The following is a 19,983-nucleotide window of genomic DNA, read 5'->3' on the forward strand; positions in this document are numbered from 1 at the left end:
TGGAATGACACGATGGATCGTCTCAACGGGCTCCTGGCCTTCGCCCGCACCGCCGAATTCGGCAGTTTCGTCGCTGCAGGGCGGGCGCTCGGCATCTCGGCTTCCGCCGTCGGCAAGAGCGTCGCGCGGCTCGAACAGGAGCTCGGCGTGCGGCTCCTGCAGCGCAGCACGCGGCGGATTGGCCTGACGGAAGAGGGCAAGCTGTTCAACGAGCGGGTGCGCCGGATCCTCGACGACATCGGCGATGCCGAGGCGATGCTGTCGCGGACACGGGAAACACCGCGTGGGCGGCTGCGCATATCCACCCCGATCGTCACCTATCATCTGCTGCTGCCGGTGCTGTCGGAGTTCATGGCCCGCTATCCCGAGATTGAGCTCGACATCGATTTCAACGACCGGATCGTCGACGTCATCGACGAGGGCATCGATGTCGCGATCCGTAGTGGCGAACTGCCGGATTCGCGCCTTGTGTCGAGACCCGTTGCGCCCTTTCGCATGCTGCTGTGCGCGGCGCCCTCCTACCTCGACCGCCATGGCGCCCCCAGCGTGCCGGCTGATCTCACCAGGCATTTCGGCATAAACTTCCGCTTCCTGAACAGCGGCAGGCTGCTGGAGTGGCCGTTCACTACCGGAAGCGCCGAACCGCAGATACGCTCGATGCTGACATGCAACAACATGGAGGCGTTGAAAGGCGCCACGCTCGCCGGGCTCGGCATCGCCTGCATGCCGGATTTCCTGGTGCGCGAGGCGCTGCACGAAGACAGGCTGCGTACCGTCCTCGACGGTCATGTCGACGGCCGTGGCCAGTTCCGGATGCTGTGGCCCTCCAATCGCCATTTGTCGCCGAAGGTGCGCGTCTTCGTCGACTTTCTTCCCGAGCGGCTTGCTGCGCGGTAGGCGTTCATCGCTAAATATGAATTTTATAATCAAGTTTATGTGGAAACGCCGCAGCGGCTGTGGCATGTCGCTGACGGCGGTGGCGCTGCGGCGCTTGCCGAATTGTTGCGAAGGACTGAGCGATGGACCAACTGAACGCGCAAACCCGGATCAGCGACGCGGCGATCAGGTTGGTGATGGACCGGCTGCGCGCAGAGCACAGCGAATTCGAGATTGACACTGGCGTTGCCGACCAGTGGGAGCTCCGCCTCTACTACGGCTCGTTGAGCGCTACGCTTGATGATGAAAGCGTGCTGATCCGGGTCGCGGCGACAGACGAAACCTGCCTGTCCTACATGAAGATGACGGTCGCCGGCCATGTCGCCGAACATCTCGGCACGACCAAGGGCATCCATTGGCAAGGTGACGGCAGCGACGCCGGTACGCCGGTCTTCTTCCGCGAGATCGCGGTGATGTCGTCAACGCGGATATCGGCGCACATGCAGCGCCTGCGCTTCGCCGGCAAGGATCTCGGCCGATTTACCCATGGCGGCCTGCACATGCGGCTGCTGCTGCCGCCGCCTGGCCGCCGGCTGGTTTGGCCGACGATGGGCGCTGACGGCTTGATCGTCTGGCCTTCTGGCGACGATGCGCTTGCCGTGCGGGTCTACACGATCCGGGCGGTGGACGCCGCAAGCGGTTGGCTCGACGTCGATTTCGTGTTGCATCCAGGCCAGGAGACGCCCGCCGCCGCCTTCGCGCAAAGCGCACAGGCAGGAGACGTGATCGGCATGATCGGACCCGGTGGCGGCGACGCCCCGGTGGCGCAGACCTTGCTTCTGCTCGGCGACGACACCGCACTGCCAGCCATCGGCCGGATTTTGGAGCATTTGCCGGCGTCAACCCGCGCCGAGGCACTGATCGAGGTCGATGGCCCGGATGACCGGATCGCGCTGGCGCAAGGGGACAATGTCGATATCACCTGGCTCTACCGGCACGGCCGAGAGGCCGGCACCGCCGGCCTGTTGCCAGCCGCCTTGCGGGAGCGCAGCCACATGGCGCTTGCCGACGGTCTTTATGTCTGGGCCGGATGCGAATTCGGCGATTTCCGGGAGATCCGCAAGATCGTGCGCAAGCAATGGAACCTATCGCGCAACCGGCACCTGGTCACCGCCTACTGGCGCCGCGACGCGCAAAGCGAGGATGAGGGCGGCGAGGAATAATCCGCGGCTTATGACCGTCTCTGGCGTCGGTTTTGCCTATTGCCTGACGCTTCTGGCCACCAGCCGCGCGACGCTCGGGCCGACCAGCAGCACGATCAGGAAGCGTGCCGATTGCAGGGCCATGACGAAGGAGATGTCGACGTTCTGCGCGGCGGCGGCGATGATGGCGATGCTGTCCATGCCGCCAGGGCTGGTCGCCAGATAAGCGGTCAGCGGATCGATGCCCAGGAGATGGCTGATCATGAAGGCAAGGCCGCCGCAAAAGGCCATCAGCGCCACGATCGAGGCGATGATCTGCGGCAGCGCGCGTGTCGCATGGCGCAGGATCGCCCTGGTGAAATTCAGCCCGATCGACCAGCCGACCATGGCGTAGCTGACAGCCAGCAGCCAGGGCGGCAATTGCATCTCAACGCCCAGGCCGAGATGGATGACGCCGCCGAAGATGAAGGTGCCGAGGAAGTAGGGAGAAGGCAGCCGGCACAGCTTTCCCGCCAAGCCGCCGATAAACGCGATGCCGATGGTGGCGGCGAAGGCTTGGGCGTCGATCGGCGGGAACCAGGTGATGGCGGGGATTTCGACGCCCGATGTGTCGACCCACATCTTGGCAACGAGTGCTGCCGTCATCGAGACGAAGATGACGCGCAGATATTGCATGAAGGCGACGAGACGCTGGTCGGCGCCGAACGCACCGGCCATCAGCACCATGGCGGTGGCCGCGCCCGGCGACGAACCCCAGACGGCGGTGGTGCCGGGCAGGATGCGCCAGCGGCTGATCAGCCAACCGAGCAGGCTGGAGGCCGTGACGGTCGCCACCACGACACCGAGAAACAGCGGCCATTCCCGGTAGAAGACTGGAAAGATGTCGGCCGAGATCGAGCTGGCGACGAGGCAGCCGACGATCGCCTGGGCGGCGCCGAACAGAAGGCGCGGCACACGCACCGTGGCGCCATTGGTGCCGGCGACGATGGCCGCCAGCATCGGCCCGATCAGCAACGCCGCCGGCAGGGTGGCGAGTTCCAGCGCGCCGGCAAACAGGAGAGAAACAACCAGCAGGGCAAGCCACTGCCAGAGCTTGCGCATCCGCGCCATGCGCTCGAGTGTGGGCAGGTCCGGGGAGGGCTGCTCGGCCGAGGAATCCATGTTTCGCTCTTAGACCCGCAGGGCGAAAAATGCGAACCGCGGTTCATAGAAAACTATTGTTTCACCCGTCCAGGTGTCGAGTAACAGGTTTCATAAGCCGGCGTCGAACCGTTGCTCGATCTCATTGCGACCCATGCGGTCGAAATCGTCGGGGACGGAAAACTGGCCGGCCATAAAACCGACCCGTCGCGCCTGCAGAGCCGGTTGTTCGATCGGCACGATTCTGGCCAACGGCTTGCCGGCTTTGGCAATAACAAACGACTCGCCTTGGGCTGCACGTCTCACAAGGCGCGACAGATGGGCTTTCGCATCGCGAATGTTTACTGTCTGCGTCAAAGGTTGCTCCTCAAAGTTGGCATCGAACTCACCCCGTCTTGCCGTCGGCCAGGCCGAAGCCGCCGACAGGGTGGGTTTCGACCTGGAATTCGAAGCCGGCGATGAACGGCCGCGCCTTGGCGATCGCCGCCTGGACTTCGGGAAGCTGCAGCGAGGCCTTGTGGCTTTCGGCGTCGGTCCACACTTCGGTGACCCAGATCGCATCGGCATCCGCGGGGTCGCGGGCGATGATGTAGTTCAGGCAACCCGGCAGGGCGCCGGTGCTGGCGCGCAGGAGGTCGATGACCGCGTCACGCTGGCCGCGCGCCGCCCGCATCTTGCCGATCAGTCCATACATTCCGTTGTCTCCCTTTGAGGTTTCGACAAGAGCGTGCAGACCGCCAGTATGCCGATAGCCGCTCAAGGCATCAACTGGCCGCCATTCACCTCGATGACCTGGCCGGTGATGTAGCCGCTGAGAAGATCGGAAGAGAGGAACAGATAGGCGCCGACGCAATCCTGCGCCGTGCCGGCGCGTCCCTGCGGAATGGTGGCGACCATGCCTTTGATCTGCTCGTCGGTCGAATAGCGCTCGTGGAACGGGGTGAGAATGGTGCCGGGCGCCACCGCGTTGACGCGGATGCCGAAGCCGATCAGTTCCTTGGCCATGCCGCGCGTCACATTGGAGACGAAGGCCTTGGCCGAGCCGTAAAGCCCGGCGCCGCCGCCGGCGCCATTGCGGGCGGCGATCGAGGAGGTGTTGACGATGAAGCCGCCCTGTTTCTTCAGCCACGGGATCGCCTTGCGCGAAGCAGTCAGTACCGAACGGGCGTTGAGGTCCATCACAGCGTCGTAATGCGCCTCGGTCTGCTCGGCATAGGGAATGCGGCCAAGCATGCCGCCGGCATTGTTGACCAGCCCGTCGAGGCGGCCGAAATATTGCGCGCTATCCTCGACGACGCGCTCGACATCGGCGGCAACGGAGAAATCGCCCTGAACGAGAAACACCTCGCCGCCCTTGTCGGCAATCGTCAGGCCGAGCTTCTCGGCGGCGTCTTGACTCGAATTGTAGTGCAGCGCCACCTTGCATTTCTGCGCTGCATAGGCCAGCGCGAGCGCCGCTCCGATGCCGGTCGACGCACCGGTGACCAGCACTGCCTTGCCGGCAAGATCGGGTATGCTGAGTGTGGTGGCTGGCACGGTTCTTCCTCCGGGACGTCTGCCTGTCCTTCGTAGGCCCTTGCCACCCCGGTGTTCAAGCCTTTGAGCAATTCAAGGAAACGTGTGAAACGGTTTCCCGGGAAAAGGAGTAGCGCTTTCCCTTGGGGAATTTGCGCCAAGCAAACCGCTCTACGGGTGCAGATAGGCGTAACCTTGGCCTTGCAGTTCGGCGAGTTTGACGACGCCGCCCTTGTCGGCGGCATGAAACCCGGCGAGCAGGTCGGGGAGCGAAATATCCATGCCTTGCATGGTGTTGGTGCAAGCATGGGATTCCAGCCCCTGCCGCACCAGGCCGGCGAAGCGCCCGGAAATAGCGGCCGATGTTCCCTTCGACTTGAAGCTGGCCAAGGCCGGACCATGCACGACCAGCACGATGTCGACATTGCCGCCGGTGCCCTCATAGTGGTTCTTGATGTTGCCGAGCACGAAATTGACCTTGTCGGTGTCGCTCAAGTGGTAGGCGACTTTTTGCCTTGTGGGCTCGGTGGCGGCTGCCTGTGCTGCCCGCAAACCGAGAAGCGTTCCGGTTCCGGCAAGAACCGCGCGGAACATGTCGCGCCGACGCATGGCATCCTCCTTCGCTTGGCGGCCCGCCGCGAATTGCGTGGCTGCGGCCGCAATACTAGCATAAATTGACGTTGCGTCCTGTCGATGCGGAGGAGAGATCACATGGCGTTCAGGGCAGGGGAATGGAAGACAGTCGCCGGCGCCGGGTTTGGCGCGGCGCTGCTTGGCTTGCTTGCCGGACCGGCCTCCGCCGACGATGCGCTGAAGCTCACCGAACTCAGTCCGAACGGCGCTGATGTCTGTTTCGGCCGCGTCTATGATGCGGGGCATCTCAAGGCGCACCCGAAGCAGAAGGTGGCGCGGATCTTCTTCTACTACGGCCATGATCCAGTCAGCCGGCCGAATGAAGAGCCGACCGTGAATTCCGACACTTCTTACAATGCCTTCATCGCCACCTCCGTGCGCGGCGCCAAGGCGCCGGAATGGGCCGGCGGCTGGTGCAATCATGTGTCGGAGGACGGCAAGACAGGCCCCATCCATTGCGGTATGGAGTGCGACCGGACGCTTACATCGCTGAAGGTCGACGACAAGGGCCGGCTGCTTCTCTCGGATCTGCAGCCCGACATCTATCTCGATGCCGGATCGGAAGAGGAGCTTGGCGCAGCGGAGTATGACAGGCAGGCGCTCGGCTCGGAGGACGACAATTTCCGCCTCGACCCGATGCCGGCGGCGACCTGCAAGGCCGAGTTCGCGCGCATCGATCCGATCGCCCCTGCGCTCGGGGCTCCACTGCGCGAGCGGCTGAAGCCGGACCAGGCATTCTGCTATGGGCGCGACTACGATGCAGCGCATCTCGGCTCGCACCCCGATCAGCTCACCAAGTCGATCCGGGTTTTCCGCGGCCCGGTCGAACTGGCGTCGTTTGCTTCAGGGGGCGACGCAGCCAACTGGCCTGATGGCGCCGACATTGCCGTTACCGTCACCACACGGCAGAAATCGGCCAAAGTCACGCAGACCTATTCCTGCCAGGCCGAAGCCGACCAGTGGCGCTGCGCGGCCAGTTCGAAGATGAGCGATTTCTCCTGCGACATCGCGCAGAAGGAGATTTTCCTCAAGCGTGGTGCCGATGGCACGATGATGCTGGCCAATCCCAACAGTGCACTCGCGATCGTCGACCTGTGTTCGAAGGCCGCCGACGGCAAGACGAAATCCGACGACAAGGTCTATCGGCTGCAGCCGATGCCGCAATCGGCATGCGCTCCGTAAGCACCCAGCGTTTTCGTCATCCTATGGCGGAGCAAGGAGCGAAGCGACGCGGCGCAGACCATAGGATCCATGCCGTGACATCCGAGCGCTGCTGCGGTGCAGAATTCTGTTCCGCTGCACTCTGAGGCCAAGGTCGCGGCATGGATCCTCGGGTCTCCGCGACGGAGCTTCGCTCCTGCTCCGCCCGTGGATGACGAAGTCGAGGGGCTTTGGCTAATTTTCCAAGGTCGTGACGGGAGACCGCCTCACGCAAACGGCACGGCCGTCGTGCCCTTGGGGAGCTTGGCCTCGTCGTCGGGCTCGACATGGATGGTGACGCGCACCGAGGGGATTTCGGCCTTCAGCGCGTCCTCTATGCGGTCGCAGATGACATGGCTGGCGCCGACCGACATGTCGGCATCGACGACCAGATGAAACTCGATGAAGGTGGCGCGGCCGGCGATGCGCGTCTTGAGGTCGTGCACCTCCAGCGCGCCCTTGCAATTGGCCGAGATGACGTCGCGGATGCGCATGTGTTCCTGGGTGTCGACGGCGCGGTCCATCAGGCCGTTCATCGACGAACCGATGACGTGCCAGCCCTGCCACAGGATGTTCAGCGCCACGAGGACGGCAAGTGCCGGGTCGAGAATCTGCCAGCCGGTCAGGATCGCTCCGACCAGGCCGCCGAAGACGCCGATCGAGGTGACCACGTCGGTCATGATGTGGTTGCCGTCGGCAACCAGCGCCGGTGACTTCTCCGCCCTGCCGGCGCGGATCAACGTCCAGGCCCAGAAGGCGTTGATGACTGTAGCGACGCCGTTGACGGCAAGACCTTCCCAGGGCTGTTCGAGCGGTGCCGGGGTCTGCCAGTGGCGCCAGACCTCGTTAAGGATCAAAAGGGCGGCGAGCACGATCAGCACGCCTTCCAGCACCGCCGAGAAATACTCGGCCTTGTGATGGCCGAAAGGGTGGTCCTGGTCGGCCGGCTTGTGGCTGACCTGGATCGCCCAGAAGGCTGCAACCGAGGCGATGACGTTGACGATCGATTCCAAGGCGTCCGAGTAGAGCGCCACGGAGCCGGTGACGTACCAGGCGGCAGCCTTCAGCGCGAGCACGACAAAAGCGACGATAATCGACCAGAAGGCGAGATTGGCGATTTTGCGCTTCGCGGCCGCCTTGGCCGCGATCGCCATCGTGTTCTCGGCTTCGGCCATGATCGTCAGGCGGCCTTTTCCTTGGCCTTGCGGGGCAGGTGGGCGACGATGTTCTCGATGATGCGCATGCCGGCATTGTGGCCGAGCGTCATGATCGATTCCGGGTGGAACTGTACCGCGGCGATCGGCTCCTTGCGGTGTTCGAAGGCCATGATGATGCCGTCCTCGGTCTCGGCCGTGACGATGAAATCGTCGGACAGGCGCACCGGATCGGCAAAGATCGAGTGGTAGCGGCCGACGGTCACTTCCTTGGGCAGGCCCGAGAAGATGATGCCGGGCTTGGAAACCCGGATGCGCGACGGCTTGCCGTGCATCGGTATGTGCAGCTGCCGCAGTTCGCCGCCATAGGCCTCGGCCAATGCCTGCAGGCCAAGGCAGACGCCGAAGATCGGCAGTTCGCGGGCGCGCGCCTTCTTGATGGTTGCGGCGCAATCGAAGTCCTTCGGCGTGCCGGGGCCGGGCGACAGCACGACGAGATCGGGTTTCAGCCGGTCGAAGACTTCCTCAGGCACCGGCGAGCGAACGGTCGAGACGTTGGCGCCGGTCTGGCGGAAATAATTGGCCAGCGTGTGGACGAAACTATCCTCGTGGTCGACCAGCAGGATGTTGACGCCGTCGCCGACGCGCGCGGTGGTTCGTTCGGTGCTGGCGGAATTGCCTGTCTTGGCGTCGCGAATGGCGGAGAGCATGGCGGATGCCTTCAGTTCGGTTTCGGCTTCTTCTTCCTCGGGAATGCTGTCGAACAGCAATGTGGCGCCGGCGCGCACTTCGGCAATGCCGTCCTTGATGCGGATGGTGCGAAGGGTGAGACCGGTGTTCATGTCGCCGTTGAAATTGACCATGCCGATCGCGCCGCCATACCAGGCGCGCGGGCTTTTCTCGTTCTGCTCGATGAAGCGCATGGCCCACAATTTCGGCGCGCCGGTCACGGTGACCGCCCAGGCATGCGACAGGAAGGCATCGAAGGCATCCATGCCTTCGCGCAGCCGGCCTTCGATGTGGTCGACGGTGTGGATCAGGCGCGAATACATCTCGATCTGCCGGCGGCCGATGACGCGCACCGAACCCGGCTCGCAGACCCGCGACTTGTCGTTGCGGTCGACGTCCGAGCACATGGTCAGCTCGGATTCGTCCTTCTTCGAGTTGAGCAGTTTCAGGATCTGCTCGGAGTCCGAAATGGCATCGTCGCCGCGCTTGATGGTGCCCGAGATCGGGCAGGTCTCGACGCGGCGGCCGTTGACGCGAACGAACATTTCGGGCGAGGCGCCGATCAGGTATTCGCCTTCGCCCAGATTAATGAAGAAGGAATAGGGCGAGGGGTTGATTGCCTTCAGCTTGCGCGAAATCTCGGATGGCTGCGTTTCGCAGCGCTCGTAGAACATCTGGCCGGGCACGACCTCGAACAGGTCGCCGCGCTTGAACGAATCCATCGCCTTGCGCACCAGATCGGCGTATTCGCCGGGTTCGTGGTCGCCGCGCGGCGGGATGCGGTCGGGGCTCTTGAACGGCTCGGCGGTTTCGTCGCGCGCCAGCCCCTCCGTCGAAAACCCGTCGCCGGCATAGTCGTAGCGGTCGGTCCAGGCCTTGGCCGAATAATGGTCGACGACCAGGATCTCGTCGGGCAGGAAAAGCACCAGGTCGCGCTGACTCTCTTTGCGCTCGAGAGTGTGTTCGACCGGATCGAACTGGAAGGCGAGGTCGTAGCCGAAGGCGCCGTAGAGACCAAGATTGGCGTCTTCCTCGGTCTTGAACAGAGCGGTGATGGCGCGCAGTACGGTGAAGACTGAAGGGACGCGGCTGCGCTCCTCCTCGGTGAAGACACGGCCGGGCCTGGCGACATCGAGGCGGATGAGTGTCTTCGACGTCTCGGCGATGGTGACATCCGCCTGGCTGGCGAGCGCCTTGCCGATGACCGGCAGCAGCGCCTCGCCACGGCGGTTCAGCGCCTCGATGCGCATGGCACGGCCGCGCGCCGAGACGACCAGCGGCGGATCGATGATGGCGGTGTCCCAGCGCGTGTAGCGGCCGGGATATTCATAATTGGAGGAAAACACCGCACCGCGGCGCGAATTCAGGCCGTCGACATAGGCGTCAATCGCACCTGCATAGGGCCGGTCGTGGCGCGCGCGCGTGATGGTTATGCCACCCGCGGTCACGAAACTTTCCGCGCCGTTTTCCAGAACCTTCATCGTCATTGCCGTCTCCATCAGCTTCTTGGGCAACGGACCCGGGAATGGCTTGGAAAAAACAAATGGCCGCCCGGACTTTCCGTTGCGGCCACCCTCTCTTTTCACGCGCACGTGTTCGAACAGGCCGCTGTCAGCAGGCCCACCACCAAATGGTCTTGATCGAACGCATGTTCATGGCGAAATCCATAGCTGCGAAAGGGAGGATACGCAACAGGTTTGAAAAGCCTGTCCGGTGGCTGTCGCTTCTGCGCCTCATGGTACATCGCCAGAACCGGCTATGGCGCTTAGAATGTTCATCAACAGCAGGAAGACGAGAAAACAATCATGACCGAGCAGATCGAGCGTGCGCGGACGTTCCATTCCCTCCACGTCAAGGGAAACCCGATCGTTCTCTACAACGTCTGGGATCCGGGTTCGGCCAAGATCGTCGAGAAAGCGGGCGCCAAGGCGATCGCCACCGGAAGCTGGCCGGTGGCGGCCGCCTTCGGCTATGCCGATGGCGAGAAAATCCCGCTGGAGCTGGCGCTCGACAACATCAAGCGCATCGTCACTGCCGTCGACCTGCCGGTGACCATGGACCTCGAGGGTGGTTACGGCGTCGACCCGGAAATTGTTGCTCGCACGGTAACGTCGGCACTGCGGGCCGGCGCTGTTGGGTTCAATTTCGAAGACCAGGTTGTCGGTGGCAGCGGCCTGCACGACATCGCTGTTCAGGTAAAACGCATCGAAGCCGCGGCGGCGGCCGTCAAGGCTTCCGGGATACCGGCGTTCATCAACGCTCGAACCGACATCTTCCTCAAGGCGAAACCGGATGCGCATGATGACGCCATGCTCGACCAGGCCATAGAGCGCGCACAGGCCTTCGAAAAAGCTGGCGCGCACGGCTTCTTTGCGCCGGGCCTTGGCGATGAGGGCCTGATCGAGACACTCTGCAAGGCAATTGCGTTGCCGGTCAACATCATTGCGCTGGCGCATGTGCCGCCGCGCCAGCGGCTAGCGGAACTGGGTGTCGCCCGCATCAGTCACGGCCCGGTGCCTTACCGGCAGATGGCCGAATGGCTGGAGGCGAAGGCGCGGCTGGCTATTTCGGGCTAGGCGGTGATGCTGCATGCAACGGGTTTGGGATTGGCCGAAGCCTCGCAACTTCGTCATCCTCGGGCGGAGCAGGAGCGAAGCGACGTCGCGGAGACCCGAGGATCCATGCCGCGACCTCAGTTGAAGGGCGCAGCGGAACAGAATTCTGAACGTAGCGACGCTTTGAAGTCGCGGCATGGATTCTAGGGTCTGCGCCGCGTCGCTTCGCTCCTTGCTTCGCCCTAGAATGACGAAGCTATGGAGTGCTTCGGCAAACTACGAGGCAAAGCTTTCTCAATCTTCCAGCGTTCCCGACCTGGCGTCGGTGCTCTTCCTGTCGCCGACCAGCTTCAAGAGATCCTCGCCGGCGCGGATGATGCGGCGCGAGCGGCGGGTCAGGATGATGCCATCCTGCGGCGCAAACACTTCGGTGCGGCCATCGGTTTCACCCGGTGCATGGACGATGGTGGCTAGGCGCGCGCCCTTGGCGACGCGGTCGCCGGGTTTCACGTCGTAGAGCACGGCACCGGCCCGTGGCGCCGGCATCATGTCGATGTTTTCCAATGGCGCCACGAAGCCGGTGAAAGGACCCGGCGCGGGCAGGGCGCTATCGGCGATCACGCCGCGCGCCACCAGCAGCCGGTAGAGCCCGTCGGCGTCGGCGTCGGCCAAGGCACCGTCGACATCGAGGATGCCGCGATATTCGACGGTGGTGGCGACGCGACGGTCGAGCTTGGCCACATCGGCGGGGACGTTCTGGTAGGGCATGATCGAGGCGCCCTCGAAGGTGCCGTCGGTGTCCTCGCTCCACAGCACGACCGCGTCGACGCCCATGGCGGCGGCGCAATCGGCCATGGCCGGCCACAGGCTGGTGTGGACGTAGAGATAGGCGAGGCCCTCGTCATCGCAGTGCAGGTCGAGCACGATGTCATGGCCGAGCGAGAGCTGCACCAGCCGCGTCTTCAGCCGCTGGTCGACGCTGCCAAGGGTGGTGTCGGGCAAGAGCGCTGTGTCGGGCGCGGCGAGCAGCGGAAAGCCGCGGTTGAAATTGGTGCGCGTGCCCAGATGGAAGCGGCCCTGATGCTCGCCGAAATGATATTGCGCCCGGCCGATCGGGTTGGCCCAGGGCACGATGGTGAGATTGCCCTTGATGCGGCCTTCGGCCTCCGCCCTGGCAAGCATCGGCATCAGCGCGTCGATGGCGACGACGCCCGGCAACTCGCCGGCATGGAGTGCCGCCTGCAAATACGCCGAAGGAGCAGCCTTGCCGGAACCAGTGAAGCGGAACAGCGGGAATTCGTAGGAAACCCCTTCGCTTTCGCCGGCGACGCGTTCGATCGATTTCTGCATGACTTCCTCCATCAAGAGCGAGAGACATGCGATTTGAAAGCGCCTATGTCGATTGGTCCAGCCCGCCGCGCTATGGGCGCAAGAGGCTATTCAGCCGGAAGCGGGATGACCGGCGCGCGCCGGTCCAGCGCCTGCGACAGCACAGCGACGGTGACCGCCAAAAGGGCGAGTGCTGCGCCGACCAGCGGCAGATTGGCATAGGAAACACCGGCGGACAGGGCCACGCCGCCGATCCAGGCGCCGCTGGCATTGCCGACATTGAAGGCGCCCTGGTTCAGCGTGGCGGCGAGGTTCGGCCCCTCGGAAGCGGCCTCGACGACCCGGATCTGCAGCGGCGGGACAACGACGAAGATCAGCAGACCCCACAGGAAGACGATGCCGACGGCAACGCTGGCGATTGCGCCGAACTGCCTGAAGCCAACGAAAAGCAGGGCCATCAGCAGCAGCGTGCCGATCACCGTCGGCATCAGTTTCCAGTCGGCCAGTCTGCCGCCGATAATGTTGCCGATGGTCATGCCCGCGCCGAACAGCAGCAGAACCCACGTGACTGCGGCGGTCGACAAGCCCGATACCTCGGTGAGGTAGGGCTTGATGTAGGTGAAGACGGTGAACAGGCTTGCGGAAGTCAGCGCCGCGATCAGCATGGCCAGCCAGACCTGCAGCTTGCCCAGCACGCGCAGCTCGCCGCGCAGGCCGCCACCGCTTGGCTGGGCGACATCGGACGGCACCAGCCAGGCGATCGCTGCCACCGAGATCAGGCCGATACCCACCACGGCAAGGAAGGTGGAGCGCCAGCCGAACGCTTCGCCAAGTGCGGTTCCGGCGGGAACACCCAGGATGTTGGACAGCGTCAGCCCGGCGAACATCAGCGCGATGGCGCTGGCGCGTTTGTTGCGCGGCACCAGGCTGGCGGCAACGACCGAGCCGATGCCGAAGAAGGCGCCATGGCCGAAAGCGGTGAAGACGCGCGCGGCCATCAGCGTCCAGTAGTTGGGCGAGATGGCGCAGAACAGATTGCCGATGACGAACAGCACGGCCAGCCCGACCAGCACCGGCTTGCGCGGCAAATGCGCAGTGGCCATGGCGACGATCGGGGCGCCGAAGACGACGCCCAGCGCATACCCTGTGACCAGCAGGCCAGCAGATGGGATCGACACGCCGAGGTCGGCGGCGACTTCGGGCAGCAAGCCCATGATGACGAATTCGGTGGTGCCGATGCAGAAGGACGCAATGGCAAGCGCAAGGATCGGCAAGGGCATGGTGCGTCCAGACTGAATCGGTTCAATTTCGACACTGCGCGAAGGACGCCACCGTGCGCAAGCTGCATTGCTGCATTGCAGCGATGCAGAAAAGGAAGAGCTTTGAAATGGATCGCCAACAGGCTGTCAGGCCAGCGGCTTCAGCTCCTGGGCAATGGTGGGCAGCAGTTCCGAGACATTCGGGTGGATGTGGACGGCACGCGCCAGCGTGTCGACGGGCGCCTTGGCGTACATCAGGTCGAGCACGCAATGGATAGCCTCGTCGCCGCCGGGGCCGAGCACCGAGCAGCCGAGGATCTGCCTGGTGTCGGCATCGACCAGGATCTTCATGAAGCCCTGCGTCTCGCCCTTTTCGATAGCGCGGCCGACGCGGGTCATCGGCCGCTGGCCGACCAGTGCGCGACGGCCGGATTTCTTCACCGCGGCCTCGGTCATGCCGCAGCGGCCAAGCGGCGGGTCGATGTAGAGCGCATAGGCCTCGATACGGTCGCTGACCCTGCGCGGATCGTTGTCGAGCAAATTGGCGGCCACGATCTCGTAGTCATTGTAGGAGGTGTGGGTGAAGGCGCCCCTGCCGTTGCAGTCGCCCATTGCCCAGATGCCGGGCACGCTGCTGCGCAACTGGTCGTCGACAGAGACGAAACCGCGCTTGTCGACCTCGACGCCGGCCTTTTCCAGGCCGAGGTCGTCGGTGTTGGGCGTCCGCCCCAGAGCCAGCAGCACGTGCGAGCCGACCGCCGGCGGTTTGCCGGCCGAGAAGGTCACGGAAATGTCCTGGCCTTGTCTGGCAAAGCCGATGTCGTCGGCGCCGAGATGGACCGTAATGCCTTCGTTTTCGAGGATCGACAGGATGGCGGCGGAGACATCCTCGTCCTCGCGGCCGGTCAGGCGGGGGCTCTTCTCGATGACGGTGATTTCGCTACCGAAGCGGCGGAACATCTGTGCGAATTCGAGCGAGATGTAGCTGCCGCCGACGACGATGAGATGGCGCGGCAGCACGTCGAGATTCATCATCGAGGAATTGGTCAGATAGTCGATGTCGTGGATGCCGGGCAGGTCTGGGACCGAGGCGCGGCCGCCGGTGTTCAGGAAGATCTTTTCGGCGGTCAGCAGATCGTCGCCGACGCGCACCGTGTTGGCGGATTCGAAACGCGCATGGCCGCGATAGAGCGTGCAGCCCTTCATGCCGGCAATCCAGGTCTCGAGATTGGTGCGGGCGTCGATCGTCACCTTGTCCTTGCGCGCCTTGATCCTGGCATAGTCGACGCCGACGGGGCCACTGAGCGTCACGCCATAGTCGGCGGCGCGGCGCGCCAGATGCGCGGCATAGGCGCTGGCGACCATGGTCTTGGTCGGCATGCAGCCGGTGTTGACGCAAGTGCCGCCGACCAGCTTGCGCTCGATCAGCGCCACGCTCATGCCGGCGGCGTTCAGCCGGCCGGCCAGAGGCGAGCCAGCCTGTCCGGCACCGATGATGATGGCGTCGAAGGTTTTCGTCGTCATGCCACTGCCGCTACGATCAGCAGACCGCCGATGATTGCCACCGCGTCCTCGATGAAGGCGGCGGGCTGATCCTTGCCGAAGGCGGCTGCCAGCCGGCCGCGTACTTCGGCGCCGCCCAGCGTGCCGATAACAGCGCCGATGGCGCCGGCGATCAGGCCGCCGATGGTGGCGCCACCGGTGGCGCCGATCACCGCGCCGGTGAAGGCGCCCATGACGATGCGGGCGCCGAACTGCTGCGGTACCTTGCGGCTCGGCGTCGACGGCAGTTGGTCGGTGACCAGTTCGACGATGCACAGGATGGTGAAGATGCCGACAGCCGCCCAGTGGCTCATGAAACTCGCCCAGGTGCCGGCCACCGGCAGCCAGCCGAGATACGCACCCCAGGCCACGGCGGCCGGCGCGGTCATGGCGCGAAGACCGGCAATGACGCCGATCAGAAGTGCGAGAATGTAGAGCATGGTCGATCCCCCTCGATCACCGGGCCAGGACGGCCTTGAGACGCAGGCTACCATAGGTCCAATATTTGACCAGTACTTGCATCGGCGCTTTTCTGTTGGCTGCACTTGTGCTTTGCAAGGACGTGAATTGGAGACCGCGTCATGGCTAAGAGCGAGCGCGTGAAGATGGCGGCCGGCGAATGGTACACCTGCCTCGATAACGAGCTGGAGTCCTTGCGTGTGGTAGCGCGTGACGCGGTGTTCGAGCATAACTCGCTGCCGCCGCGGCAGCGCGGCAATCTCGGGCCGGGCTTGAGAGCTTTGCTCGGCAACGCCGGCGAGGGCGCCCGCATCGAGGCACCGTTTCACTGCGCCTATGGTTTCAACATCTTTCTCGGCGACGGCGTCTTCCTTAATGCCGGCTGCACCATCCTCGACACAGCGAGTGTGCGCATCGGCAAGGGAACGCTGCTCGGCCCCAATGTTCAGATCTACTGCGCCGAGCACCATAGGGAGCCCGCTGGGCGGCAAGCTGGACTGGAGATCGCCAAGCCGGTCGAGATCGGCGCCAATGCGTGGATCGGCGGCTCAGCCGTCATCCTTGGCGGCGTCAGCATCGGTGAAGGTGCCATCGTCGGCGCCGGCGCGGTGGTGACACGCGACGTGGCTGCGAACACCACGGTGGTCGGCAATCCGGCACATCAGGTCAAGCGGGACTGAACAGATCAGGACGACAGGACGTACGCCATGCGCTCGTCCTGACCGGCTCGCCTGGAGAATTCGCGCCGATATTGCGCCGGCGATGTCCTGAGCCTTGCGGCGAAATGCTGGCGCAGCGAGGTGGCGCTGCCGAAGCCGGCTTCGAACGCCACCATGTCCGTCGATTTCTCCGTTGCCTCCAGCAACCGTTGAGCCAGTTCTATCCGCTGGCTGGTCAGCCAATCGCCGAAACTGGTGCCGATCGATTTTTGGAAGCGGCGGGTAAAGGTGCGCCGGGTCAGGCCGGCGGCCTCGGCGACGCTATCCAGGCTATGCGTCTCTCCGAGCGCCGCGCGAACCGCGTCGAGGGCTTGGGTGAACCGGTCGGCGTCCGCGCTTCTTGCCACCGGATGCTCGATGAATTGCGCCTGCCCGCCCTGCCGATGCGGAGAAAGGACGATCTGGCGTGCGAGCCGCAGTGCGGCTTCCGCGCCGTAGCGGGCGCGCACGATGTGAAGACAGCAGTCCAGACCGGCGGCGACGCCGGCCGAGGTCACTATGTCGCCATTGTCGACATAGAGCACCGAGGCATCGACGGCGACGTCGGGATGGAGTGTCTGCAATTGTTCGGAATAGGCCCAGTGCGTCGCGGCACGACGGCCCGAAAGCAGTCCGGCAGCGGCAATGGCGAAGGTCCCGAGGCACAGGCCGACGATCAGGGCGCCGCGTCGGTGCGCCCGGCGCAGCGCCTCCATCAGCAGCGGCGGTGCCGGCTCGCCGAGATGATGCCAGCTTGGGACGATGACGATGTCGGCGCCGTCGAGCCCTTCGAGCCCATGCGGCGCGGCAATTGTCAGTCCGGCTTCTGTGTGGATCGGACCGGCCTTGACCGCGCAGATGCGGAAGTCGAAGCGCGGCAGGCCAAGCGCCGTCCTGTCCTCGCCGAAGACCAGGCACGGCACCGAAAGATGGAACGGGCTGATGTCGTCGAAGGCGAGGACGGCAATGATCGGGTCGGTCATGGGTGCTTCCGGTAGTTGAAAGCGGATTGTCCCAATTCTTTCGAATGATGTCAATCGGGCCACTTTTAGCAGGCCGGCGACCCGTCTATTTTCGGCCCATCGCATTCAAGCCGGAAAGGAAAACACCATGTCTGACCCAGCCAACACCACGCCACGCCGGGCGCTGATCGTCGTCGATGTGCAGAACGACTATGACGGCGGCAATCTCGCCATCCAGCATCCGCCGTTCCGCGACAGCGTCGTCAATGTGGCGCGGGCGATGGATGCAGCGACTGCTGCCGGCATCAAGGTGGTGGTCGTCAAGCAGATGGCGCCGGAGACATCGCCGATCTTCGCTAGGGGCAGCCACGGCGGGGAACTGCATCCCGAGATCGCCAGGCGCGAGCGCGACCATTATGTCGAAAAGAACCTGCCCTCCGCCTTCACCGGCACCGATCTCGAGGACTGGCTGCGCGCCAATGCCATCGACACGATCACTGTGGTCGGCTACATGACGCATAATTGCGACCTGTCGACCATCATCCACGCCGTGCATATGGGCTTTGCCGTCGAGTTCCTGTCGGATGCGACCGGCTCGGTGCCTTACGCCAACAGCGCCGGCTACGCCTCGGCCGAGGAGATCCACCGCGTGGTCACGATCATCCTGCAGTCGCGCTTCGCGGCGGTGCTCAAGACCGCCGAATGGGTCGAGTGCCTGAAAACCGGCGCGTTGCCGGAACGCGACACGATCTTCGGCTCCAACCAGCGGGCGCTGTCGCGCAGCGCTGCTTAGGGTTATCCGAAAACAGAAGGGCGCCGCATCGCTGCGGCGCCCTTTGCGGTTTGAACTGAAGGATTTTAGAACAGGCCTTCGATCTGGCCCATCTCGTTGAGGAAGATCTTTTCCGAGGACGGCGCCTTGGGCAGGCCGGGCATGGTCATGACCTCGCCGCAGATGATGACGACGAAGCCGGCACCGGCCGACAGCCTGACCTCGCGCACCGGCACCGTGTGGCCGGTCGGCGCGCCGCGCAGGTTCGGGTCGGTCGAGAACGAGTACTGCGTCTTGGCCATGCACACCGGCAAGTGGCCGTAGCCGGCGTCTTCCCAGGCCTTGAGCTGGTCGCGCACCGACTTGTCGGCGATCGCTTCCGAGCCGCGATAGATGCGCTGGACGATGGTGTTGATCTTCTCGAACAGCGGCATGGCATCGGGATAGAGCGGCGCGAACTGCGAAGCACCGGATTCGGCCAGTGCCACCACCTTGTTGGCGAGATCCTCGATGCCGGCCGAGCCGTGCGCCCAGTGCTTGCACAGGATCGCCTCTTCGCCCATCGATGCGACATAGTCCTTCATCGCCTGGATCTCGGCGTCGGTGTCGGAGTAGAAGTGGTTGATGGCAACCACCGCCGGCACGCCGAACTGGCGGATGTTCTCGATGTGGCGGCCGAGATTGGCGCAGCCCTTCTTCACCGCTTCGACGTTTTCCTTGCCGAGGTCTTCCTTCTTGACGCCGCCATTCATTTTCATGGCGCGCACGGTGGCGACAATGACGGCCGCCGCCGGCTTGAGGCCCGCCTTGCGGCACTTGATGTCGAAGAACTTTTCAGCACCGAGGTCAGCGCCGAAGCCGGCTTCGGTGACGACGTAGTCGGCGAGCTTGAGCGCCGTCGTGGTGGCGACGACCGAGTTGCAGCCATGCGCGATGTTGGCGAACGGGCCGCCATGCACGAAGGCCGGGTTGTTCTCCAGCGTCTGCACCAGGTTCGGCTGCATGGCGTCCTTCAACAGCACGGCCATGGCGCCGTCGGCCTTGAGGTCGCGGGCATAGACCGGCGACTTGTCGCGGCGATAGGCGACGATGATGTCGCCGAGGCGCTTTTCGAGGTCCTTCAGGTCGGTCGACAGGCACAGGATGGCCATGACTTCCGAGGCGACGGTGATATCGAAACCGCCCTCGCGCGGGAATCCGTTGGCGACGCCGCCGAGCGAGCAGATGATTTCGCGCAGCGCGCGGTCGTTCATGTCCATGACGCGGCGCCAGACGACGCGGCGGGTGTCGATGCCGAGCTCATTGCCCCAGTAGATGTGGTTGTCGATCAGCGCCGAAAGCAGGTTGTGCGCCGTGGTGATGGCATGGAAGTCGCCGGTGAAGTGGAGGTTCATGTCCTCCATCGGCACGACTTGCGCATAGCCGCCGCCGGCGGCACCGCCCTTGACGCCGAAGTTCGGGCCCAGCGAGGCCTCGCGGATGCAGATGATCGCCTTCTTGCCGATGCGGTTCAGGCCGTCGCCGAGACCGACCGTGGTCGTGGTCTTGCCTTCGCCGGCCGGCGTCGGGTTGATGGCGGTGACGAGGATCAGCTTACCGTCCTTGTTGCCCTTCACCGATTTGATGAATTCAGCTGAGATCTTGGCCTTGTCGTGGCCATAGGGCAGCAAATGTTCGGTCGGGATACCGATCTTCTGGCCGATCTCCTGGATCTGCTTTTTCCTGGCGCCGCGCGCGATCTCGATGTCGGACTTCACTTCGGCCATGACGGCTTTCCTCTGGATTGGACGATGGAGGGGACGGGTTGATCTTACTCGCAGGCAGGTTGGACCCGGGCGCGGGCATGTTCTAACCCTGTCGCTGCCGCGGCGTCAACTTTCATGCAACTATGTTTCCTATAGAGAAAATTCCTCTGCGGACCGGCCGACCTGTCATCGGTTCTTCCTGGCTCCGTTGCC

General features: G+C 64.1%; 19 protein-coding genes. 6 read left to right on the forward strand and 13 right to left on the reverse strand.

What is annotated here, in order from left to right; translation table 11 throughout:
- The first annotated feature begins 12 nt into the window (after positions 1–12).
- Positions 13–897 (forward strand): LysR family transcriptional regulator, encoded by an 885-nt coding sequence (locus NKI66_RS21360; protein ID WP_352721693.1) that lies wholly within the window; start codon positions 13–15, stop codon positions 895–897.
- Between the two features lie 122 nt (positions 898–1,019).
- On the forward strand, positions 1,020–2,099 hold the full coding sequence (locus NKI66_RS21365; RefSeq protein WP_023809889.1) for a siderophore-interacting protein: 1,080 nt from the start codon (positions 1,020–1,022) through the stop codon (positions 2,097–2,099).
- 36 nt (positions 2,100–2,135) lie between these two features.
- Here the strand turns inward: NKI66_RS21365 and NKI66_RS21370 are convergent, their stop codons facing one another.
- From NKI66_RS21370 to NKI66_RS21390, 5 genes are all read right to left on the reverse strand, one after another.
- Positions 2,136–3,239, reverse strand: coding sequence for an AbrB family transcriptional regulator (locus NKI66_RS21370; protein WP_023809888.1), 1,104 nt, complete (start codon positions 3,237–3,239; stop codon positions 2,136–2,138).
- 90 nt (positions 3,240–3,329) lie between these two features.
- The gene (locus NKI66_RS21375) at positions 3,330–3,575 is read right to left on the reverse strand and encodes a type II toxin-antitoxin system Phd/YefM family antitoxin (protein ID WP_023809887.1); all 246 of its coding nucleotides are present in this window, start codon (positions 3,573–3,575) and stop codon (positions 3,330–3,332) included.
- A 28-nt stretch (positions 3,576–3,603) separates the two neighbouring features.
- Complete coding sequence (locus NKI66_RS21380) at positions 3,604–3,912, reverse strand: putative quinol monooxygenase (protein ID WP_127290228.1); 309 nt, start codon at positions 3,910–3,912, stop codon at positions 3,604–3,606.
- A gap of 62 nt (positions 3,913–3,974) precedes the next feature.
- Positions 3,975–4,754 carry an SDR family NAD(P)-dependent oxidoreductase gene (locus NKI66_RS21385; protein WP_023809885.1) on the reverse strand — a complete coding sequence of 260 codons (780 nt, stop codon included), beginning with the start codon at positions 4,752–4,754 and terminating at the stop codon, positions 3,975–3,977.
- A 150-nt stretch (positions 4,755–4,904) separates the two neighbouring features.
- Positions 4,905–5,342, reverse strand: a complete 438-nt coding sequence (locus NKI66_RS21390) for a DsrE family protein (protein WP_352721689.1) — start codon at positions 5,340–5,342, stop codon at positions 4,905–4,907.
- Between the two features lie 102 nt (positions 5,343–5,444).
- Here NKI66_RS21390 and NKI66_RS21395 point away from each other — a divergent pair, with 102 nt between their 5' ends.
- A complete protein-coding gene (locus NKI66_RS21395; protein ID WP_352752906.1) occupies positions 5,445–6,548 on the forward strand; it encodes a hypothetical protein in 1,104 nt (367 codons plus the stop codon).
- Between the two features lie 245 nt (positions 6,549–6,793).
- Here the strand turns inward: NKI66_RS21395 and NKI66_RS21400 are convergent, their stop codons facing one another.
- On the reverse strand, positions 6,794–7,741 hold the full coding sequence (locus NKI66_RS21400) for a cation diffusion facilitator family transporter (protein ID WP_023809882.1): 948 nt from the start codon (positions 7,739–7,741) through the stop codon (positions 6,794–6,796).
- Between the two features lie 5 nt (positions 7,742–7,746).
- The gene (locus NKI66_RS21405; RefSeq protein ID WP_352752908.1) at positions 7,747–9,936 is read right to left on the reverse strand and encodes an anthranilate synthase; all 2,190 of its coding nucleotides are present in this window, start codon (positions 9,934–9,936) and stop codon (positions 7,747–7,749) included.
- A 318-nt stretch (positions 9,937–10,254) separates the two neighbouring features.
- Here NKI66_RS21405 and NKI66_RS21410 point away from each other — a divergent pair, with 318 nt between their 5' ends.
- Positions 10,255–11,025: an isocitrate lyase/PEP mutase family protein gene (locus NKI66_RS21410; RefSeq protein ID WP_352752910.1), complete on the forward strand. Its 771-nt coding sequence runs from the start codon at positions 10,255–10,257 to the stop codon at positions 11,023–11,025.
- A 273-nt stretch (positions 11,026–11,298) separates the two neighbouring features.
- On the opposite strand, the gene NKI66_RS21415 is transcribed toward NKI66_RS21410, so the two are convergent.
- The 4 genes from NKI66_RS21415 to NKI66_RS21430 all read right to left on the reverse strand — a co-directional run bounded on the left by NKI66_RS21415 (position 11,299) and on the right by NKI66_RS21430 (position 15,574).
- The gene (locus NKI66_RS21415; protein ID WP_352752912.1) at positions 11,299–12,354 is read right to left on the reverse strand and encodes a succinylglutamate desuccinylase/aspartoacylase family protein; all 1,056 of its coding nucleotides are present in this window, start codon (positions 12,352–12,354) and stop codon (positions 11,299–11,301) included.
- 86 nt (positions 12,355–12,440) lie between these two features.
- Positions 12,441–13,613: an MFS transporter gene (locus tag NKI66_RS21420; protein WP_352752914.1), complete on the reverse strand. Its 1,173-nt coding sequence runs from the start codon at positions 13,611–13,613 to the stop codon at positions 12,441–12,443.
- A 126-nt stretch (positions 13,614–13,739) separates the two neighbouring features.
- Entirely contained in the window at positions 13,740–15,116 is a 1,377-nt protein-coding gene (locus tag NKI66_RS21425; RefSeq protein WP_352752916.1) for an FAD-containing oxidoreductase, read from the reverse strand.
- The gene (locus NKI66_RS21430; protein ID WP_352553394.1) at positions 15,113–15,574 is read right to left on the reverse strand and encodes a DUF4126 domain-containing protein; all 462 of its coding nucleotides are present in this window, start codon (positions 15,572–15,574) and stop codon (positions 15,113–15,115) included. Before NKI66_RS21430 ends, NKI66_RS21425 begins: the two co-directional genes overlap by 4 nt.
- A 141-nt stretch (positions 15,575–15,715) precedes the next feature.
- On the opposite strand from NKI66_RS21430, the gene NKI66_RS21435 reads away from it, so the two are divergent.
- The gene (locus NKI66_RS21435) at positions 15,716–16,273 is read left to right on the forward strand and encodes a sugar O-acetyltransferase (protein WP_128303722.1); all 558 of its coding nucleotides are present in this window, start codon (positions 15,716–15,718) and stop codon (positions 16,271–16,273) included.
- 5 nt (positions 16,274–16,278) lie between these two features.
- Here NKI66_RS21435 and NKI66_RS21440 read toward each other — a convergent pair whose 3' ends face one another.
- On the reverse strand, positions 16,279–17,274 hold the full coding sequence (locus NKI66_RS21440; RefSeq protein WP_023809874.1) for a GlxA family transcriptional regulator: 996 nt from the start codon (positions 17,272–17,274) through the stop codon (positions 16,279–16,281).
- A 127-nt stretch (positions 17,275–17,401) separates the two neighbouring features.
- Between NKI66_RS21440 and NKI66_RS21445 the strand changes: the two genes are divergently transcribed.
- Positions 17,402–18,046 carry a cysteine hydrolase family protein gene (locus NKI66_RS21445; RefSeq protein ID WP_023809873.1) on the forward strand — a complete coding sequence of 215 codons (645 nt, stop codon included), beginning with the start codon at positions 17,402–17,404 and terminating at the stop codon, positions 18,044–18,046.
- Positions 18,047–18,111: 65 nt separating this feature from the next.
- Here the strand turns inward: NKI66_RS21445 and NKI66_RS21450 are convergent, their stop codons facing one another.
- Entirely contained in the window at positions 18,112–19,791 is a 1,680-nt protein-coding gene (locus NKI66_RS21450) for a formate--tetrahydrofolate ligase (protein WP_023809872.1), read from the reverse strand.
- Positions 19,792–19,983: the final 192 nt, after the last annotated feature.

The organism is Mesorhizobium sp. M0518 (assembly GCF_040321125.1).
In the GTDB taxonomy this organism is placed as follows: Bacteria; Pseudomonadota; Alphaproteobacteria; order Rhizobiales; family Rhizobiaceae; genus Mesorhizobium.